Below are 20,046 nucleotides of genomic sequence, written 5' to 3'. Positions count from 1 at the left end.
TGAAATGATGAATTAACATGTGATTCAATCTAAGTCGTTCACATCCGTTTTTGACGTGTTAGCCTTACCGTCTATGTCAATACTCGTTCCTTTATCATCCATAGTTCGGTTCTCTTCCTCCATAGTTTGGTTCTCTTCAATAATACGGATCAGCTTGTTCAGTCGGAAGATCAGGGCTGCGGCTTCAGATCTGCTCAGATGCTGCATGGGACGGAAACTGCCGTCTTCGTACCCGGTAAGCATGTACATTCCAGCAAGCTCTTCAACCTCTTCTTTGGCCCAATCGGACACATCCATCTGATCCGTAAAGTCCCGACGTGAAGTTGCGGGTTCCGGCTTGATTTTGCGAATAACATTCGCAATGATCTTCGATGCCTGTTCCCGGGTTACGAGCGCATGTGGAGCAAATTTACCATTCCCCATGCCATGCACCATACCACGGCTTACGGCTGCTTCTATCTCAGGAGCGAACCAATCCTGATCGTTAACATCCCGAAAAGCATGCTGATAATTGGCAGATATGTCCACCCCCATTAATCGCACAATAAGTGCTGTGAACTCAGCTCTTGTAATGGGACGACGGGGTTCGAAACGGGTTTCACTCACACCTTGAATGATGTTTTGCTCTGCCAGCCATATAATCTGATCTCTATTGAATGTTTGGCCAATATCAATAAACTTGACCTTTTTCTTGGCTGTTGTTTCCGCTTTGTCATTTTGCTCAGGTTGAGACACACCGGACTGAGCATCCTCCGGTTTGGAGGAAGGTGCAGGTGAACCGGCTCCACTTCCGCTTGGAGGTGGATATGGCAGAGTCACAGCCGTGGCCTGCTGGCTTTCGCTTTTTTCCCCGGCTGAATTTTCAGTCCACAATATTACATCATAGCGCTGCCCACCCGTTAGTCCTGTCCAGATGTAGCTTCGATCTTTTCCACGATAAATCTCCCGCCCGCTGTGGGAAAGCACAATCGTTTCATTCAAAGATTTCAGCTTCCAGTTCAATGCAATGCTGCTTGTGCTCTGGGCGACCGCTGAAACGGTGAATTCTTCTGATGGCAATGTCTCAAACTCGGGTACATTGACTGTCTCTCCGTCTCCAGCCTCATTGAAAGGCACAATAGAGAAGTCGGAATAGAGCTGGGCACTTTTCAATTCAGTCACATGTATCGACGTTTCTATTGTTGTCGCAATCAGCTTGTCTTCTTGATAGATCCGATAGCCCATTGCCCCAGGAATTATATCCCATACAATATCTGCACCATGTTGAGCGCGTTCTTCCACTTGAGGTGGAGAAGGAATTTTGCCAGGCAGCGTTACTGCTTTTAGATTGAAACCGACCTCGCTCTTACCGGAAGCATTTACGGTTTTGATGGTATAGACATAATTCATGCCAGGCTCAAGCCCCCGATCCTCGTAAAAAGTCTCGTCAACAGACACTCGGCCGATCTCCGCACCGTCACGTTCAATGATGAATTGCTCGGCACCTTTGACATGGCTCTTTTCGAACTGAAGTTGAATGCTCTCCTGTGTCGAATGATATTCCACTTCCTTGGGAGCTTCAGGTTTGGTTAACAGCGTATATTCAAGCTTATGAGATGTATCTCCCTGCTCGTTCTCGGTATACAGTTCGATGGAGTAGTTCCTTCCGCCCTGCAGCTCATTTACGATATACTCTTTTTGTTTGCCTCTATACAGCTCGTTACCATCCATTAGAACCACAAACGTTTCGTTGAGGTAAGGGAAATCCCACTCCAGTCTGGCATGATCAGTCTCCGGATTTAGCTTCATCTCAACAGAATCGACATGAGGCAACGTGAAAAATGGAGCAACGACCATTGGACTTCCGTTACCCGCCGTATTATAAGGAACGATCTTTACTTGATCATATTGAGCAGCGCTGGTAAGTCCATTAAGGGTAACCTCAGTCAAATCGCTCTCTGTAATTGTGGTGAATTCGTCATCCGATATCATTACAATGTAACCTTCTGCCCCTCGAACCTTTTTCCACTTAATCACTACCTCCGTCTCTTCGATCACATCTGGATACAGCGTTTCCGTAATTGTTGCTGGAAGTGTACGCAATTGAACATCAAATCCCGTATCGCTATCGCCGGAAGCATTCGAAGCCTTAACCGTATAGGTGTATCTCTCTCCCGGCGTCAGGTCCTTGTCTTCATAAGAAATACTGTCAGCAGGAATTCGGTCAATTTCAATACCATCTCGCAAAATGATCAATTGTTCCGCACCTCGTGTGGCGCTGCCACTCAGATCCAGCGTTACCGTTTGGTCGGTTACGGCAGCAATATTTGCTGTTTGTGGGGATATGGGCTTGGTCAACAAAAGAACCTGAACGGGAGAAGAACGGTGACCATCCTCATTCATAACAGTAAGTTCAAACTCATACGTTGTGCCATCCAGTAAACTGGCGAGATGAACCGATGGTTCGGACACAGTCTGTACTTGCCCCGTTGTCTGATTGAGTATTTCATATGCGGAAGCTCCCTTTATTGCTTCCCACCCCAGATCAAACGAGTGCGTTCCCTTAATTACTGTAATCCCATCTGGGGATAGTGGCAGGGTTTGAGTTGTTATTCCATAGGTAAGGGAAGCACCCGTACCACTTGCATTAACCGCCCGGATCTTATACGTATATTTCGTGCCCGGCGACAAATTCTCATCTGCGAATCGGGTTTCACTCGCATCCATGCGAGCAATTTCTCGCCCATTGCGTTCAATGATGTATTCGTCTGCACCTTTTACCCCTGTTTTGGTGAAATCCAGACTAAGACTATTTTCTGACACTTCCAATGCCTGAATCTCGACTGGTTTCTCAGGCAATGTCAGTACGGATACATTCGTCGCTTCGGATGGGGTCCCTTGTCTGTTAACTGCAACAAGTGTGTAATGGTACATCGTTCCATCCTCAAGTCCTGAAATAAGGATCGTCGGCTCTGGTCCACGGTAAATCTCTTTGTTCCCCTGTTGAATTACATATTCCGAAGCACCTGCTACCGAGGCCCATGACAAGGTGGCATTATGTACCCCTGGTTCAACTACGATTTCTGAAGGCGATGCTGGTTTGGATAATCGAATCAAGCTGGCGGACTGACCGGTTCCAGACGTGTTCACGGCCTGTACTTCCACTAAATACTCCATGCCTGGCAACAATTCTTCAGCCGTATAGGCAAGTTCCGAAGTTCGACCCACTTCGGTCCCATTGATACTCACAATATAGGATTCGGCTGTATTTACAGATTCCCATTCCACCCCAATACTCGTTTCATCCGTACGTGTTACTGTGAGTCCTTCAGGTCTGGTTGGCAAAGTAAGCAGTTCACCGCTTGTGGGTGCACCGTAACCGGCAGCATTTCCGGCCTCCACCTGATACGTATAGTGGCGGCTGCCTGATAACTGATGGACTTCAAGCTGTGAATCTGATATCTCATAACTCTGACCCTCAAGAATGACCCGATACTTTGTCGCTCCGGGTACTGTATCCCATCTGAGTGTTGCTCCTGTTTCAGTCGGCTGAACAAAGTGAAGACCCGAAGGACTCTCGGGAAGTGTCGTTCCAGATACTCGGTTGGATTGACCTTGTCCACTTCCATTGCCTGCTTGAACGTCTACCTGATACAACGTCCCCGCGGTCAATCCCGGTAGCAGATATTCATGAGTTCCAGCAGGCAATGTCTGCCTCTTCTCTCCATTCACAAAGACTTCGTATTGCTCCGCGCCTCTTACAAGATCCCAACTTAGATGCAAGCTCGTTGTTGTAGCATTATCTATACTCAAGCTTTCAATGGCCCCCGGCAATGTCATCAGCTTCTGCAAACTTGTTACCGGACCTTCTCCTGTCTCGTTTGCGGCCAGCAATTCATAGCTATACTCTGTTCCACTATCCAGACCTGCATCCACATATTCCGTTTCCAATCCTTCGTAGACTCCTGCTCCACTACGCGAAAGGTTGTAATAAATGGCTGAAGTTACCGTATCCCATGCCAAAGAGATCTCGTGCTCCCGAATCTGCACTGCCGCAAATTCACCGGGTGCTGCAGGCAATGTCAGAAATCCAGCCCTGCTACTTTCTCCGGCACCACTCTCATTCAGAGCTGTGACCGAAATCGTATGAATGCTCCCCGGAACCAGATTGGTGATATACGGAATATTGGATGAATCGGAGATCGTCTGATCAAAAACGATTCTTCCATCCGAAGTTGCAGCCGTGATTCGGTACGCAGTAGCGCCTTGAACTGAATCGAAGTGCACTTCTGCCAGCTCAGACTGGGAATCGACTTTTCGAACTTGTAGTGATCCCGGTGCCGCAGGGAGTGTCAGTGCACGGACAGTTACTGCATCACTTAGGCCAGTCTGGTTTCGAACCCTCACTTCGTAATCATAGACTTGACCACCACTTAGGGCATGATCAGTGAGCGTTTGTTTAGGATAATCCAGTGTCCACGACTGGCCTGTCGTATGGTTTATAATTTCATACTGATACCCGTCGGTATACCATTCTCCTGTCGGTAAATCCCACATAAGTTCTGCTGAAGTCTCATTGATCTGTGTGATGCTCGCATTTCCAGGTTGCTGTGGTTTGCGCTGGATTCGATAAGGCTCCGAAACCGTCTCATATGTATTTCCCGCCATATCCATTGTTTTGGCATGGATATACCAAATGCCTTCTGATTCGATTGAGATTACAGGCTCATTCGAACGGGCTTCATTCCAGTTGTCTGGCGATGCGGTACTGTTGGTCACTCTATACAATCGTGAATTCTCATTAATACCCGAATCAGAATCTGCATATTGAACCGTAGCAGATATATTAGTGTCGCTCCAGCCCTGTCCATTCGGTGTAAATATAATCGTTGGAGCAGCCTGATCGACATAAGCCGTACGACTGATCTCTTTGCTCACGTTTCCGACAGCGTCTCTCGCTCTGGCTCGAATTACGGTGGAACCGTTTGAACTCACTGTGTCTGAGTTTCCTACAATATACGGGGCCCCATTCAAACTATATTCATACGAAATGACATGTTCATCTACGCTGCCAGCAATCGTAAATTGTACGGCTTCCTTGCTCCAGCCGGACTGACTTAATGTAATAACCGGCTCTGTTGGAGCGGTCTTATCCAGTCGAATGAGTGCTTTCGCTACAGTGCTTACATTCCCTACCCGGTCAAGCGAGCGCGCATATACTGTGGTCTGTCCTTCTTTGGTAACCTTCACTTCTCCGGTGTAATCGATCCAGGGGCCTTGTTCGTTTAGACGATATTGGCTTTTGGCAAGTCCACTGCCTGTATCTTCACCGCTGGTTATTTCAAAAGAAACATCCTGATTCGTCCATTCATCGTCACTGAGTATAATCTTCGGCTCATCAGGCCCTGTCTTGTCGATCCGGGCAGTTCCTGAAGTTGAAGCACTGACGTTAGAGGCCCGATCCACACTTCGTGCCTGAATCTCGGTTATTCCTTCCGTATTGATGGTAAAAGGCTCTTGATAATCGACCCAAGTCCCTTCACCTCCAAGCCTATATTGCGTAATAGCTACTCCACTTGCTTCATCCGTACCTGCCGTTAACGTCACCGTTACTGCCGAATGGGTCCATTCCGGAGGATTCAACGAAATGACGGGAGGTGTAGGAGCTGTGCGGTCCACTCGCGCTGTAACAGAAGCCTCCTGTCCTGTATTGCCAAATGTATCTATACTGCGTGCAATAATGAGTGTGTTTCCTTCAGAAACAACTGTAACGGGAACAGTGTAATCCTTCCATTCTCCTCCAATCCCCAGCTTGTACTGTGTCTTCTGCACACCGCTTAAGGCATCCGAACCTGCTGTAATCGTAACCAATACATCTTCCTTGGTCCAAGAAGAAGGATTAACTGCTATAGAGGGAGCGGTGGGACCGGTTGTATCCTTTGTGATCTGACCTGCAGAGGTAAATGCAGTCTGTATGCCTTCTCCATTCAATGCTGCTACATATACGTCATACAATCCGTCTGCAAGTCCAGTTAACGCAAGTTCAGTACGAGTTGATGAAGTTGTACCCGATGCAAGCACTTGTCCGACTGAGTTACGTATTTCCGTTTTGTAATTCGTTCCCGCAGGATTGCCATTGTTGTTCCAACTAGCCGTAACGGAGTTACCTGACTGGCTAACAGCTGCATCGCTTGGTGTGTTTGCCAGTGTAAATTTGCTAGCTGGACTTGAATACCCCGTATAGGAACCGACCGTATTTTTGGCGCGCACGGCAAAAGAATACTGGGTATTCGGTGTAAGCCCGGTCACCTGCCGACTATTGGATGTACCTGTATCAAAGGTCTGATTCGTCGTTACATTTTTCAATTCATACGTCACGGAAGCATCATTCGCCTTCTTGTCCCAGTTCACCGTCAGATTATTATTGTTAATTGATGTAAATGTCGGCGTTCCCGGAACAACGAAACTTTTCACTGTGAAGTTGACCGTGCCCGCTGAGGAGACCCCTCCCTTGTCATCCATAACCCACACCTGCAACGTATGTGCGCCATCTGCGAGCGTGTCCGGCAATGTGTAATTCGTATTAAACGACTGATTGGAACCTGTAGCTGTCATCTGTGTCAAAATGTTTTCGGACCCGCCGTCAATCGACCATTTGACGGTCAAAAGATCCCCCACATCCGTATCCCGGGTTGTACCGGAAATTTGAAGCTGTTCTCCTTTGTAATAGGTTTGACCCGAAGAGGGAGCCGATAGTGCAAATGAAGGTGGTGCATTTTTGGGACCAATCCCTACAATCGTTGAAAATTTGCGTGAAGCCTGGTTGGCGGTTGCTTTGCCGTTCCACCAGAACTGCGCAGCGGTATCGGTTGCGGTAACGGTCTGCCCCGGCGTAAAGGAAGATGGTGAAGAACCACCTGTTAGCTGCGCACTGTCCGGGCTATTGTACTGCCCCATGAAAATGCGATCTGCGTCCACGACGTTATACGTGTTGGCATAAAAAGCGGTTACCTGAACACCACCGCTGTAATTGCGCCAGCCGTTCTCAATCACTTCAAACGGAGAAGCATCGTTGCCATTCACCATCGTATCCCAATAGAACGTGCCGCCCAGATTCAGCGTAGAGCCGCTGCGGTTAACAGCTTCCAGCTCCACCTTCATATAACCACCCTGAGATGTAGCATTAACGATGGACACCCGCAAAATATACTCTACATTGTCTTTCTGCCTGGACATTTCAATTACATTGTTATTGATTCGATAATAATTAAGGGGCAGTGACTTAAAATTAACGGGCGTTCCGTTATGATCAATAATCGTGGATACATTCCCTGTATCACCACCGTAAAATACGTTCGTATTTGGAAGCAGCACAATTCTATATTTGCCATCACTATTCATCTCCACTTTCACCTTGGAGGATTGAACAGCCTTCATGCTGGAAGTATCGGATACAATACTGATGGTTTCCACAGCTTCAGCCATAATTGCCGTTGAACCCCATTCGACCAGCAAGGCTTGGGGTGACAGCAAGGCAAATGCCAGTACCACTTTGGTCAGTTGCTCGGCCTGTTTTTTAATACGCTTCTCAGATTTCTTCAACGTCTACTCTCCTTTTCTGCACACCAAAAAAAGGAGGCACCCCAACAAAGGAACAAAGTCCTCTGTTGGGGTGCCTCCCCTAACAAGTGTCATTTTTTCTTGATTATAACGATTCGAATAACGAAAGTAAATACTTAACAATGCTGAGTATTGTCAATTCACTAATGATTAATTATAACGTATGGCTGAGAAACCATTTGTACAACTCCGGATTGTCATACGTTTCAGTCCAAGCATCATGATCGCCATCAGGGTATATCGTCAGTTTCACATCCGCGTTCAACGCTTCAAGCGCGTGAACAATCTTCTCGGATTCCGAAACATAAACGACGTCATCCTTGGCACCATGGAATGCCCAGATCGGTATATTACACAGCTCTTCCGCTTTGGAAGGGTCCGCTCCCCCACATACAGGAGCCAATGCTGCAAATGTATTGGGGTAAAACAGTGGCAGATCCCAAGTACCATACCCGCCCATACTCAGACCTGTAAGATACACCCGGTTCGGGTCCGCTGCTTCGTTTTCCAAAACATGTTCCAGAAGGGCCATTACAGCTTCTCGATGCATACCCCAAAATTCGTCCACAGGACATTGCGGGGAAATCACGATAAACGGGAAACTCTTGTCCTGATCAGCAATAAGCGGAACCCCGTTTGCTTTAAGCATTTCCAGATCATTTCCACGTTCCCCAGCACCATGAAGAAACAATAGGACAGGCCACTTCTGGTCCACAGCAAGTGGTTCCTCCGTCTCGGGAATGTGCAGTAAATATTCCAATGTGACGGTTTTGGTAATTTCTTTTACCAGTCGATGCCCAGTTTGGGACATAAGCTCGCCTCACTTCTCATCTCTAATTTTCAGCAACGCCTCGTCCAATGCTTCGACAACCTTGTCACACCAAGCATCAAATTTGGGATCTTCGGTCTGCAATTCAGGATGTGCAAGAATATATTCTATGGTACTCCGGATTCCTTGATCGGCCCTAATCGTTGCCACAAATTCCGGAACAAGCCTTTTTAATTTACTGTTATCAAATACAACCGTATTCGCTTTGTCTCCCAGCAAACCGCCTCGAAGATCCTGATCACTGCACGCCGCCAAAAACTCGGAGGATACATGAACCGCATGAAGCTTGACACCAAGCACTCCTGCAATAATCTCATAGATCTGATTCCACGTTACTGACTCGTCCGAGGTAATATGTACCGATTCACCAATCGCGTGAATATTGCCCATAAGACCAATAAATCCTTTGGCAAAATCACGGTTATGCGTTATTGTCCAGAGTGATGTGCCATCTCCATGAATGAGTACGGGTTTATTTTCACGTATGCGCTTGAGGACCTGCCAGCTTCCCTCTGCTCCGTGCACACCGAGAGGTACAGAACGTTCACTATACGTATGGCTAGGACGCACAATGGTCACCGGAAATCCTTCTTCACGATACTGTTTCATTAAGTAGTCTTCACATGCAATTTTGTTGCGCGAATATTCCCAATACGGATTGGATAATGGCGTTCCTTCCGTGATCCGATAATCAGCAAGTGGTGTCTGGTAGGCAGATGCCGAACTGATAAATATAAACTGCTTCGTTTTGTCCTTGAACAAACGGTAATCTCTCTCCAGCTGGGAAGGTACAAATGCGATAAAGTCTGCGACAACATCGAACTCCAGGTCAGCAATCAACTCCGCAACCCGTGCTTCATCGTTAATATCAGCTTGCAGCACGTTGATTTGCGCAGGCAGATTATCATTTTGATTTCCCCGGTTGAGCAAATAAAGTTCACAGCCCTGTTTGGCAAGCTGTTCGGTAATTGCTGCACTGATGGTACCTGTTCCTCCAATAAATAGCGCTTTCATATTTGGCCACCTCCAGATGAAATTGATCACTAGTCCATGATATCATGCACACAAAAGAGGAGCAAAGACTCAATTGAAGAATCTTTGCTCCTATCCATTATATGACCTTGATCGTACCGTAAATCATGTACATGCCGCAGTGTATTTCATACTCCCCAGGCTGGAGATCTTTGTCCAAGGTGTAGTAATTATCTCCCTTTTGCATGTACAGGTCCATGCCAAGCTTTCTTGATGCCACCGATTTAACGTGTGTGACCTGCCGGGTCAGAATAAAGTTAATTTTGGTGGGGACTCCGGATTTAACTTCAATAACATCAGGTTCAAAGCCGTCATTACTTACGTTAACATTAATAACTTCATATCCCTTTAAGTCCTCCGACGTCTCGGCTTTGGCCGTTAAGGCACTTCCTGAACCAGGGGACATATCCTTGCCCATAAAATACACCATAAAAGATCCAAGCAGCACAACTACAGTAATTCCCAGCGTAAGCCAAGGCCAGGTTTTGCTAATCCAGCTTTTCATCTCAACGCTCCTCTATCTATGTTCCCATCTATTGCAACTCTTCTTCAGCATACCCTATCCGGTCCAAATTGAAAATGACTCGAATGGGCCATATCGACCGGATGTCACTTAGCCAAATAAAGATATTCATCAAAAAAGAGCCTGTGTCACTCAGGCTCTTTCAGCTACAGCTATTGTCTTTATAATTCCATCTATTTCTCAGTCAAGAATATAAAGGTGTGCTTCGACTTCGTCTCATCCGTAACTTATAGATCTCTGGCAGCGCTACACCAATCAGCACTATGATAACCCCGATCCATTGCAATGCGCTCACATGCTCGTGAAGCACAATGGATGAGAGCAACACTGCGATTGGGAGCTCAACCGCACCAAGGATTCCGGCCATGTCGCCACCAATATGAGGCACACCTACGGCGAACAGTACTGGTGGAATAAAAGCTCCGAAGAAGCCAAGCAACAATCCGAAGACAAGCAGCTGGCTCCAAATTAATCCGTTAAACAGGAACGTCGGCGGGAACAGGATGCACAGCAAGACCAGACCCCCTGTGACCATCCAGGCACTGCGAAAAGCCGGATGTGCTGATGGAACCGCTTTACCACTAAATAGCACAAACAGGGAGTAACTTACAGCCGCCATCAAACCAAGCGCTATGCCCAAGCCGTTAAACTCTCCGAGTCCTTGTTCCAGGAAACCTGCTGCCAGCAATGTTCCGCCAAACAGGATAATCAAAGTCAGGAACGTTACTTTGTCAGGACGCTGACGTTTGCTCACGGCCTGAATCAATACGCTAATCCACGTAAATTGGAACAAAAGAATAATGGCCAGTGACGCGGGAATGTATCGTAAAGACTGATAATAGACAAGACCAGTTATAACTGTCGGTGTCCCGGCAGCCATTAATAGCAAACGCTGCTTCCACGTTAATTTCTGGAATGCTTTCGCCATAGCTGCTGATGGTTTTCCATCTGCCTGTGATTTCCGTTTCATTCTAAACTTCGAGTATAATGCCAGCATCCAGGACAGGATGAAGCCCGTGATTAGTTGTGTGCCCACGACCTCTCCAAGTTTGTACCCTTCGCCGTAAGCCAGAACCACAATTGTGGATAATATGCCATAGCTCATCGCTCCTGCGAGAACGGACAAATAATATTTCATTGTAGATAAAACCTCCTGATGATCGAAAAATGCGTCCGCATGTTTGATCCATGCCAAGGTCACAGACACCATCCAAATGCAAAAAATCCTAACTACGAGCAAGGAATACAATGATTCCCTGGCATCGTAGTTAGGAAGTATAGGCTTCCCGTAGAGACCCTCGCCCTGTGTACACTTTCGGCCTGCGAGGTTATACGAAATGAAATATGCATTTGTTGTTTGTGATTCGTGTGTGACGACTTTTCATATATTACATGGCAGGTGAGGTGGTGTCAACCCTGATTCGCAATTTAATTTTTTTAATTCAAATTCAAAGTAATCGACATACGTTATTACGTCATTTCATAGATGAAGAATCCCATGTTAACGTTTGCTGCAATCCTTCTTTGAGACCATTTAAATCCAATCCGTCCACAGCAAAGGCCTCTCGGATCAAAGGAGGTGCCACAAATTCATCGTATTTACCAAGATACGGTGCTTCATCTTCTGAAAGTAACGCAGATGCGTCTTCTGCTGCTCGACACTCACTCATGATCTCGGCCAAAAGTGTGCGACCATCGACTTTGCCTGACACAACAAAATAGTAAGGCTCCATAGGTACAACAGATCGCAAGGCACGCTTGTCAGATAAGTTGTGCTTTATTAAACGTTCCAGTGTGCGAAAAGACTTGCTTCCCACCCAAGGTAATACGTATAAGGAATCTCCTCCGGCTGGAATGACAACCTGTTTCAGTAATCCACTTTCACGCGCAAGTCGACGGGCGCGTTCCAGTCGATTTACCGCTTGCGGGGACAAATAGGGATATATCACCGTGTCTGACAGTACTTCACGCATTTTCTGGACGACCGTCGTATGAATGTCTCCACCGGCACCAAGCCATAACGTATCCACTTTGCCTTTGGCCGCCTTCACATACACGGATTTATGCTTGTGATCTACCTCTTCCACTTTCCATAGTTTTCCGGCAAGAGAGAAACAGTATCCAGGTGGAGGCACGGTTGTAATCGAACCGATCTCCTCGGAACCGTTCAGTACTTTGTGCTCCTCATCATCTTTGAACACCGCGTAAAAGCGATAGTTATTCACGGTTTTCTCACCCGTAAGCCCGATGATTAATGTCCGATCTTCTGTCCATTGCAGATGATCGGTCTCAATCAAATAATTTAGAAAAACCTGATATTGATCTGCACGAATCTGCGCGAATGGTGCCAACGAAAGCATGGCTTCAGCCAATTCTTTGGGTTCAGCCTCCCCCATGCTTTTCAGCATGCTCATCGTCTGATGATAGAGCACACCCATCGGCATCTTACGTGCCTCAAGCGGTTCAACCCACTTGGTCTTTACATACAATTCAATAACAGCAATAGCCCGCATTAGTGTCCATGGCATACGAGCAGGCAATTGAGCTTCCTCATCCTCTTCTTCAGGACATACAAAAAGCATCTCGGAAGCCATATCCTCTCGCCTGCCTGACCGTCCAAGACGCTGAACAAAGCTTGATGCACTATATGGCGCTCCAAGCTGCACAACCCGCTCCAGTTCACCCAGGTCGATACCCAGTTCCAACGTTACGGTAGCCGCAGCTACTGCTGGCCCTGACCCGGTTCGCAAGGCAGCTTCGGTCTCTTCTCTCAGCATGGCGGAGATACTTCCATGATGAACATGGAATATGTCCCGCTCCTGTCTCCGTGCGGCGACACGCCGCATCTCAAGAATAGTGACTTCGGCATCCGTCCGGCTATTCGTGAAAATCAAAGCTTTTTTGCGATGTGTGCTCTCATAGATGAAGTCGTAATAGACTTTACGTGCGTTATGCAGATATTCTGCTTGTTCTTCATCCCGTGCATCGGGAAATGAAAAATGCTCCACCCGCAGACGCAGCTTGCGACCACCTGGGGAAGAAACCACATCCACCCCTTGATCAGTTCCCGCAGCGAGCCAGGCTGTAGCAGCATCATAATCACTTAGTGTGGCAGATAATCCCACTCTTCTCGGTTTACATCCAGCCATGCGCTCAATTCGAGCCAATTCGCTCAATACCTGAATGCCGCGATCCGCCCCCATGAATGCATGAACTTCGTCAATAATGACATACCGCAGATCATGAAATAGCGCCGGAATCGCATTGGGACGATTCATCAGCAGACCTTCCAGCGATTCAGGCGTAATCTGAAGCACACCGGAGGGGCTTCGCATGAGACGTGTTTTCTCTGCCTGAGGCACATCTCCATGCCAGTGCCATACCGGAATATTGCCCTCGGACAACAAGTCCTTTAGTCGCTCGAATTGATCATTAATCAGTGCCTTAAGCGGCCCGATGTACAAGATGCCCACCGATTTCGAGGGTCGTTCATATAGCTCGGTCAGCGCAGGAAAAAAAGCCGCCTCGGTCTTGCCGGAGGCTGTACCTGCCGCAATCAGCATATGATGCGGGGTATGAAAACAAATATTGCAAGCTTCAATCTGGGCAGGCCGAAGTGTTTCCCATCGTTTTTTATAAATAAATTCCTGTACAAAAGGGGCCAGTCGATAGAAAGGGTTCTCACTCATAATTCAAACTCCGCCAGAAAATCATCCAGATCATCAGCAGATGATGAAGAATCCGTTCCTTTTCCTGCTTCCTTCGGTTTAACTGCTCGCTCACCAAGCAATTGAGCATAGGTCACTTCGGGATTCTGATGGAGCGTATGCAGCACATCCATGAAGTCCCGTACCACTTCACGTGTGGTCAGTAACTCATCCGCACCGAGCCGATTCACCGCTGTTTGCATAAAATCAACTAAATCCTCATCCGTTAGACTTACACTGTATCCAAAATGCAGAGCATGAATCTGACGCAGCTTCTGCAACAGAATCAAAATCTCTTCATGGGACAACATCGAAAGTTTCAGAATCGGTCCGGTATAATTCGCATATTCTCTTGCTGCATAGCGGCCATCAATGAGTCTCGAACGAAGTGCTTCATAACTGAACAGCCCTCGTCTCTCATCCTCCACAAATTGTGGTGTGCCGCCTACAAAAATGCCAAGGTGTTCTGCTTTGCCCTGCATCGTATCATTGAACATGGTAAGCAGCTTCTCGTAGTTGCTTTGCCGGGATACGCTGTTTGTAATTTTATACAGATTCACCGCCTCATCAATGAATAACAGCAATCCTTTATAACCGATCCGTGCCGTAAATTCGGACCATAATTTGAAGTAGTCATACCAGTTATCATCGTCAATGATGACGCCGACAGCCAGCTCTTTCTTTGCTTCCGTCTTGGTTGCGAATTCCCCTCTCAACCAGCGCAGCGCCGCCTGTTTGCGGTCATCATCCGCTAATTTATACCCGTTCCAGTACGAAGCCAGCACTTTGGCAAAATCGAATCCATGCACCAAATTCTGCATTTCGTTTGTCACGGCATAGATCTGCTTCTCGACTTCAGCAGGAAGAGCCGGATCATCCGGGCGCAAGCCCTGACTTTGCATCGCTTGTTGCTGAAGACCCGCAATCCATTTCTGCAAAATCGGTTCCAGTGCCCCGCCATCCGGGCGTGTACGAGTAGACAGACGAGTCATCAGTTCACGGTATGTTGCAAGCCCCTGACCTTTGGTTCCCACCAGTCTGCGCTCAGGTGACAAGTCGGCATCCGCCACAACGAATTCCCGATCCATCGCATAGTTCCGAATCATCTGCAGCAGAAAGCTTTTCCCGCTGCCGTACCTTCCTGTAATGAGTTTAAACGCTGCGCCGCCTTCTGCAATATTGTCCATATCCCGCAAGATCGCGTCCACTTCAGACTTCCGGCCAACAGCAATCTGCTCCAGTCCAATTCGTGGCACAACGCCCGCCGTCAACGAATTCACTAGTGCGGTAGTCAGCCGCTTCGGTATTTTAAGTTCTACCACTGCCCAATCACCTCTTCACATGTTCAAACACATTCATATAATCAGAAAACATTCGATCACCTTCAATCAAAAGGTCACCAATCGTCTCCATCGCCATATCATTAATTTCATCCAACAGGAGTGCAGGCATTGTGCCGTATTGCTCAGCCACCCTCATCAGCTCCGTATCCGGATTAACTCCAAGCAAGGCGTGAACTGCCTGTACATGCTGCGGAGATAGCATTTCAGAGAACTGTAACCACTCTTCATCCAGATCAGCAGAAAAATCCGCCTCCCATTGTAATGATAATGGCTCGCTATTCCCGTTTTCTTGAACTCCGTCAGTTTTAAGCGCTCCCTCAAAGCCAACCTCCGGTTGGTTAGACTCCTCAGCTCTTTCAGCTTCATCCGTTGAATTTTGGATCACCATAGGAGCTTGGCTGCTCGCATTGTTCGCATCCTCATCTTCGGCGGTATGATTTTCCTCGATCATGAGTGCTCTGCGTACATATTCGCTTTCCTGTTGCAGCGATGCAAGTTTCTCCGCATCAATTCGGACTATCGGTTGCTCTACTACTGGCATTTGCTCGACGGCAAAGGCCTTGTCCAGGTAACGTTCAATCACGTTTGCAAGCTCAGGTTCAAGGGTCTTTCCACGAAGCCGCCCTCTGAAACCGAGCAATTCACGGCATTTATTTTCCGTGCATCGAAAAACTCGGGTTACAAACTGGACAAAATCTGCATGCTCTCCAATCGGAACATATGTCATTTGAACTGATTTTCCATAAATGGATTCGTCATATACGGCTTTTCGAAACAGCGTACGCTCGATTGTCCTTTCATGGTTTAGCTGAAACTGATCCAATATGCCTGCCTTGCGTGTACGCAGCAGATAAGAATCCACCAAAGCCATGACTCGGGGAATGTACAGTTCCAAAACTGGTTTACCGCCATCCCTGTAAAATTTGCTGAGCGTAATATCGTAGTCATAATATCGTTGTAACAGCTTCATCGAGATATCCGATATATTGCTGCTCAACAGCCGTTGCAATTCCATATCCAGAATCTCCGGTGGCAGATATCCACTCGAAAGCTCCACCATCTCGGATAATGACATGTTCAACTCATGTACCAGATCATAATCAATAACCCACTCCTGCATGTACACATCCAACTGCGGAAGCCGCTCACGATAGTTCACCCATAGCTGTTTTAATTGGTCGTAACCTTCCTGAGGTTCCTGCCAACCAATTCCGTTAATCAGCTCATAAATATGAACAAACAGATAGGACAGATCCGTATCAGGGAAACGTCCTTGCCTGACTTCCGTCCTCCAATACATATACCACTTGAGCTGGGGTTCGTTCATTACACCATAGGTCGGCCAATAACTCATGAAAGGAACCCAGGGAGCATTCTCCCCTTCCACTTCAATGAGTTGCCTTGCTTCCTCCACAAACCTTTTCTCCGAAGACAATATGCCGCCAGGCAATCTTATATCAAAATCAGCACGGACAATCGTTGAACGATCAGGAACCGGGACTGCCGCTGTGATGGGCTCTTCACTCAGATCTATCTCCATAAATTCCAGTTGTCTTGAATCCTCTTTCATTGAATTCCGTTTCACCGTCCTCTGCGTGTGAATACGAACAAGTGTATCCATATTCATCATTATAACACTTGTCCTGTGCCTGCGGTGATGAAAATAATACTTTCCTTTTAGCAGAAAAAAGAAAGGCATTCAAACTGATATCCAGTTTAAATGCCTTCCCTCTATACCCTTTGCTGCATCCTTTACAGCAACCCTAGTTCAACCACGTTTCAAACCACGATGGCCCGATTTTTCCCGTCACTCTTTGCTTGAGCAAGGGCCTGACTGGCATTCTCAATCAGATTCGACATCATCAGCGTCTCTTCAGGAACCATTACCGCACCGCCAACGCTAACAGTGACCACTTCACTTGGGGTGGAAAGATCCCTCTGAATTTGAAGTGCAAGCACATGTTGCCTAATTTCTTCGGCAAGCTCGGCTGAGCGTTCCGATGTTGCATTCTTCAGTTTCAACATGAAGGTTCCTCCCCGAAGGCGTGAGATGACGGCATCATTTTGTTCACTGACAACCGTCAGTACTTCTCCAATCCACTGAAGGCACAGATCGCCACCTTGAAGTCCATAAGATGCATTATATGAACGGAAATCATCGATATCTATAATAAACAGTCCCAAACTGAATTTCTCCTGCAAACATTCATTCCAATCATCCTGAAGTTGGGATTTAAATATCGTCTGAAGCGGCATACGATCTCAACAGGCGTATAATTCACGTTCACGATGGTGCGCAACCAATTGCGCAGGTACAATTCCCGTGCCTGTTTGGGAATATCTGACGCCGGGTAATGGTGCCCGAGAAACGGTTCGAGCTCTACCTCACGTGCTTCTGCGATGACATTCCCATTCCATTGTTCGTCAAACCGGTCATAGCCCAGCATTTCTTTCACTTGCTCGGCTGCAATCTGACTCGCTTCCACCCGATTGTCAGTACTTTTGATCCGGCTGAAGAAGCTGGAAATCCACTCAAAATCATTACCTTCCATATTTCCTTTTTCATAGAAAGGCTCCATTTCCAAAATTAACAGGCCCTCAATTTCATGAATAACAGAAGTGAAGACCTGAGCTTTTCCGGATACTTAATCGTGAAATTCATATATTGCAGGCTGATGTTACAAATGCACTGAAGTTGCGGGCCAGCACCTGTCTGATATTATCCTTCCCAATCAGATGTTCGAGTGGCAGACCAAGCATTTCTTGCGTAGTAAGGCCCAGATGTTCTTCTGTATTTTGGCTGCATTGTACAATAGTCGGTATATTGTTGGTGGTTACAGCCAAGAGCACACCATGCGGTTGAATGAAGCCGGGGATATGAATGGGTTCTTTGTCACAGTTGTTTAGATCAATCGGATCGTTGGTGTACGTACCCTGATTGAGCAATGTACGGTTAAGCATATTATTCTCTTTCCCGAAGCATCCATTCGGCCATAGCCTGAAAAAATCCCCTCTCATGATGTGATACCCGTTATTTTCAGCTTAAAAATGATGATCTGTATTGGTATTGATCCATTGATCAAGTAATCGGAACGTTTCCGAAGCCGTGTGCACCATGATGTCGTGATCTTCTTCCCCCGTGATGGATTGACGCAGTAGTTCCGTGAACTCCGCCCATCTCGTTCTGGTTTCCGTACCATAGGCATTAAAATATTCCAGCCCTCGATCTGCTTCAATCGGCAGGAAATGCGACAAACGTTTGGTCATGATCTGACCTCCATTCGTAGATCCTTCAATGACGTATAGATAACCGAACAACCTTGCTGGTGTTGAGATATCCGGGAGATCCTTACATAAAGGGACCTGGTTGATTTCCTTTTCACTGGTGCCAAGATTCCGTAGGTCATTTTCAAGCAAATTCGCTTTTCCTCTAATCCCGATATCCAGTCCCGTGCTTTCCCAGAAAGGCTGCTGTACAGCCTGATCTTCCAATGGTTTCAGGAACCCATAGAATTTCTCCAGATATTTCTTATACTCTCCCAAGCTAACGGTTTGATTCATAATAGCCTTGGCATAATCGTTCTGTTCCACTTGTCTGTGATAATGAGCCGTCTCACTCTTCAGACGTTCCATAATGGCACTGGCTGTCATGTAATCATCGCCCTTCTATGTCGGATCTCTTCATCAGAATTAAGACTTATACTTAACTGAATGTTCAGTGTAGGTTCGAATGGATACTCCATTTTATCTAGATAAAGACTCTATATAAGTATACTTTTTCTTGCTCCAGAAAACTATATGAATCCAGCATCGTTACATCTTGAATACGTTTATGCATTGAGATAATAACTTGATACCTTTCATCGATTTCACTTCTCTTCGCAAAAATAGTAAAGAAAGGCCGCTGTAGGATAATTAACAGAAGCTTTCGAGATAAATCTGCTAATTGATCGAAGTCGTTGCGCACCTTCTTTTCTTTCATCAGGAAAACCCATATCTATAATGCTGATCCTCCATCAACATGATAAACTGGGCATATCCTGTTCTTGGAGGTATGAAGTATATGAATATAACCATTCAACACATTATAGATCACCTTACTGCCAAAGTTGAACTTCCAGAAACCACCGTGGATCAACTGATTACGGGCTCTCCCAATCAAACGGTCACAGGCGTCTTTGTAACTTTTATGCCTACACAACATGTGATTGAGCATGCTATACAGCGTGGTGCTAATCTAATTATCGCTCATGAGCCTCCGTTCTATAACCATCATAGTCACACCGACTGGCTGGCTGATGATCCGGTCTATGAAACCAAGAGAAAGCTAATTGAGAACGGAAAAATTGCGATCTATCGCTGTCATGATGCCATTCACCGCTTTCAGCCGGATGGAATTACGGAAGGATTGGTTCAGGTACTGGGGTGGTCATCTTCTGTGGAGCAGAGAAGACCAGAAGCTGATATTCTGTCCTTTCCGGAAGGTATGACAGTTCAGCTTATTGCGGAACATATTAAACATTCGCTTGGGATCGAATATGTACGCGTAGCTGGTGATCCAAAGATGGTATGCAGACGTGCAGCGGTCCTGGTCGGTTTTCGAGGCAACGGCAATCTGACCATTCCTCTGCTTCAACAGGAAGAGCTGGATCTGATTATCGCAGGTGAAGGATTTGAATGGGAGACACCGGAGTACATACGTGATGCTGTGCAGCAAGGGAAACAAAAGGCTCTTCTTATGATCGGCCATGCCGAGAGTGAGGCTTCCGGAATGAAACTTTTGTCTGAAAGATTGGCTACAGCTTTCCCTGAATTGCCTGTTCATTTTATTGGTGAACAACCGGTGTTTCAAGTATCGTAATTTTTATAATAACGAGCCATCCTGGATCCTGTCTGGATTTTGCACAGGGTTTATTGTACTCTGAATGTTATGACTTCTGAGCTGAGGACATTTGTCCTTGGCTTTTCGAGTGGATATATCATTTAATAGAAATCGAAGAAGTAATGACGCGA

Annotated in this window: 13 protein-coding genes; 1 reads left to right on the top strand and 12 read right to left on the bottom strand. The window is 46.6% G+C overall.

The window, feature by feature from the left end; translation table 11 throughout:
- Positions 1 to 24 precede the first annotated feature (24 nt).
- From ACFVQB_RS04220 to ACFVQB_RS04165, 12 genes are all read right to left on the bottom strand, one after another.
- Positions 25 to 7,581 (bottom strand): fibronectin type III domain-containing protein, encoded by a 7,557-nt coding sequence (locus ACFVQB_RS04220; RefSeq protein ID WP_379435141.1) that lies wholly within the window; start codon positions 7,579 to 7,581, stop codon positions 25 to 27.
- A 172-nt stretch (positions 7,582 to 7,753) separates the two neighbouring features.
- Complete coding sequence (locus ACFVQB_RS04215; protein WP_379435140.1) at positions 7,754 to 8,410, bottom strand: carboxylesterase family protein; 657 nt, start codon at positions 8,408 to 8,410, stop codon at positions 7,754 to 7,756.
- Between the two features lie 9 nt (positions 8,411 to 8,419).
- Complete coding sequence (locus ACFVQB_RS04210) at positions 8,420 to 9,442, bottom strand: SDR family oxidoreductase (RefSeq protein ID WP_379435139.1); 1,023 nt, start codon at positions 9,440 to 9,442, stop codon at positions 8,420 to 8,422.
- A 97-nt stretch (positions 9,443 to 9,539) separates the two neighbouring features.
- Positions 9,540 to 9,965 carry a cupredoxin domain-containing protein gene (locus ACFVQB_RS04205; RefSeq protein WP_379435138.1) on the bottom strand — a complete coding sequence of 142 codons (426 nt, stop codon included), beginning with the start codon at positions 9,963 to 9,965 and terminating at the stop codon, positions 9,540 to 9,542.
- Positions 9,966 to 10,167: 202 nt separating this feature from the next.
- The gene (locus tag ACFVQB_RS04200) at positions 10,168 to 11,121 is read right to left on the bottom strand and encodes an EamA family transporter (RefSeq protein WP_379435137.1); all 954 of its coding nucleotides are present in this window, start codon (positions 11,119 to 11,121) and stop codon (positions 10,168 to 10,170) included.
- Positions 11,122 to 11,458: 337 nt separating this feature from the next.
- On the bottom strand, positions 11,459 to 13,672 hold the full coding sequence (locus tag ACFVQB_RS04195; protein WP_379435136.1) for a DEAD/DEAH box helicase: 2,214 nt from the start codon (positions 13,670 to 13,672) through the stop codon (positions 11,459 to 11,461).
- Entirely contained in the window at positions 13,669 to 15,012 is a 1,344-nt protein-coding gene (locus tag ACFVQB_RS04190) for an ATP-binding protein (RefSeq protein ID WP_379435135.1), read from the bottom strand. The genes ACFVQB_RS04195 and ACFVQB_RS04190 overlap by 4 nt, the downstream gene beginning before the upstream one ends.
- A gap of 7 nt (positions 15,013 to 15,019) precedes the next feature.
- Positions 15,020 to 16,663, bottom strand: coding sequence for a TerB N-terminal domain-containing protein (locus ACFVQB_RS04185; RefSeq protein WP_379435134.1), 1,644 nt, complete (start codon positions 16,661 to 16,663; stop codon positions 15,020 to 15,022).
- A 149-nt stretch (positions 16,664 to 16,812) separates the two neighbouring features.
- A complete protein-coding gene (locus ACFVQB_RS04180) occupies positions 16,813 to 17,289 on the bottom strand; it encodes a diguanylate cyclase domain-containing protein (protein ID WP_379435133.1) in 477 nt (158 codons plus the stop codon).
- On the bottom strand, positions 17,199 to 17,618 hold the full coding sequence (locus ACFVQB_RS04175) for a hypothetical protein (protein ID WP_379435132.1): 420 nt from the start codon (positions 17,616 to 17,618) through the stop codon (positions 17,199 to 17,201). The genes ACFVQB_RS04180 and ACFVQB_RS04175 overlap by 91 nt, the downstream gene beginning before the upstream one ends.
- Before the next feature lie 73 nt (positions 17,619 to 17,691).
- Complete coding sequence (locus tag ACFVQB_RS04170) at positions 17,692 to 17,994, bottom strand: hypothetical protein (RefSeq protein ID WP_379435131.1); 303 nt, start codon at positions 17,992 to 17,994, stop codon at positions 17,692 to 17,694.
- 81 nt (positions 17,995 to 18,075) lie between these two features.
- Complete coding sequence (locus ACFVQB_RS04165; protein ID WP_379435130.1) at positions 18,076 to 18,684, bottom strand: biliverdin-producing heme oxygenase; 609 nt, start codon at positions 18,682 to 18,684, stop codon at positions 18,076 to 18,078.
- Between the two features lie 412 nt (positions 18,685 to 19,096).
- On the opposite strand from ACFVQB_RS04165, the gene ACFVQB_RS04160 reads away from it, so the two are divergent.
- A complete protein-coding gene (locus tag ACFVQB_RS04160; RefSeq protein WP_379435129.1) occupies positions 19,097 to 19,894 on the top strand; it encodes a Nif3-like dinuclear metal center hexameric protein in 798 nt (265 codons plus the stop codon).
- Positions 19,895 to 20,046 lie beyond the last annotated feature (152 nt).

Source organism: Paenibacillus sp. NPDC057886, assembly GCF_042796655.1.
Taxonomy (GTDB): domain Bacteria; phylum Bacillota; class Bacilli; order Paenibacillales; family Paenibacillaceae; genus Paenibacillus.
The sequence above is the reverse complement of the archived record's forward strand: the minus strand, read 5'-3'. Positions and strand labels throughout refer to the sequence as shown.

Coding starts and splice junctions, on each gene's coding strand:
- ACFVQB_RS04205 (WP_379435138.1), bottom strand. CDS start 9,965: ATGAAAAGCTGGATTAGCAAAACCTGGCCTTGGCTTACGCTGGGAATT.
- ACFVQB_RS04195 (WP_379435136.1), bottom strand. CDS start 13,672: ATGAGTGAGAACCCTTTCTATCGACTGGCCCCTTTTGTACAGGAATTT.
- ACFVQB_RS04165 (WP_379435130.1), bottom strand. CDS start 18,684: ATGACAGCCAGTGCCATTATGGAACGTCTGAAGAGTGAGACGGCTCAT.
- ACFVQB_RS04200 (WP_379435137.1), bottom strand. CDS start 11,121: ATGAAATATTATTTGTCCGTTCTCGCAGGAGCGATGAGCTATGGCATA.
- ACFVQB_RS04210 (WP_379435139.1), bottom strand. CDS start 9,442: ATGAAAGCGCTATTTATTGGAGGAACAGGTACCATCAGTGCAGCAATT.
- ACFVQB_RS04185 (WP_379435134.1), bottom strand. CDS start 16,663: ATGATGAATATGGATACACTTGTTCGTATTCACACGCAGAGGACGGTG.
- ACFVQB_RS04215 (WP_379435140.1), bottom strand. CDS start 8,410: ATGTCCCAAACTGGGCATCGACTGGTAAAAGAAATTACCAAAACCGTC.
- ACFVQB_RS04160 (WP_379435129.1), top strand. CDS start 19,097: ATGAATATAACCATTCAACACATTATAGATCACCTTACTGCCAAAGTT.
- ACFVQB_RS04180 (WP_379435133.1), bottom strand. CDS start 17,289: ATGCCGCTTCAGACGATATTTAAATCCCAACTTCAGGATGATTGGAAT.
- ACFVQB_RS04170 (WP_379435131.1), bottom strand. CDS start 17,994: ATGCTTAACCGTACATTGCTCAATCAGGGTACGTACACCAACGATCCG.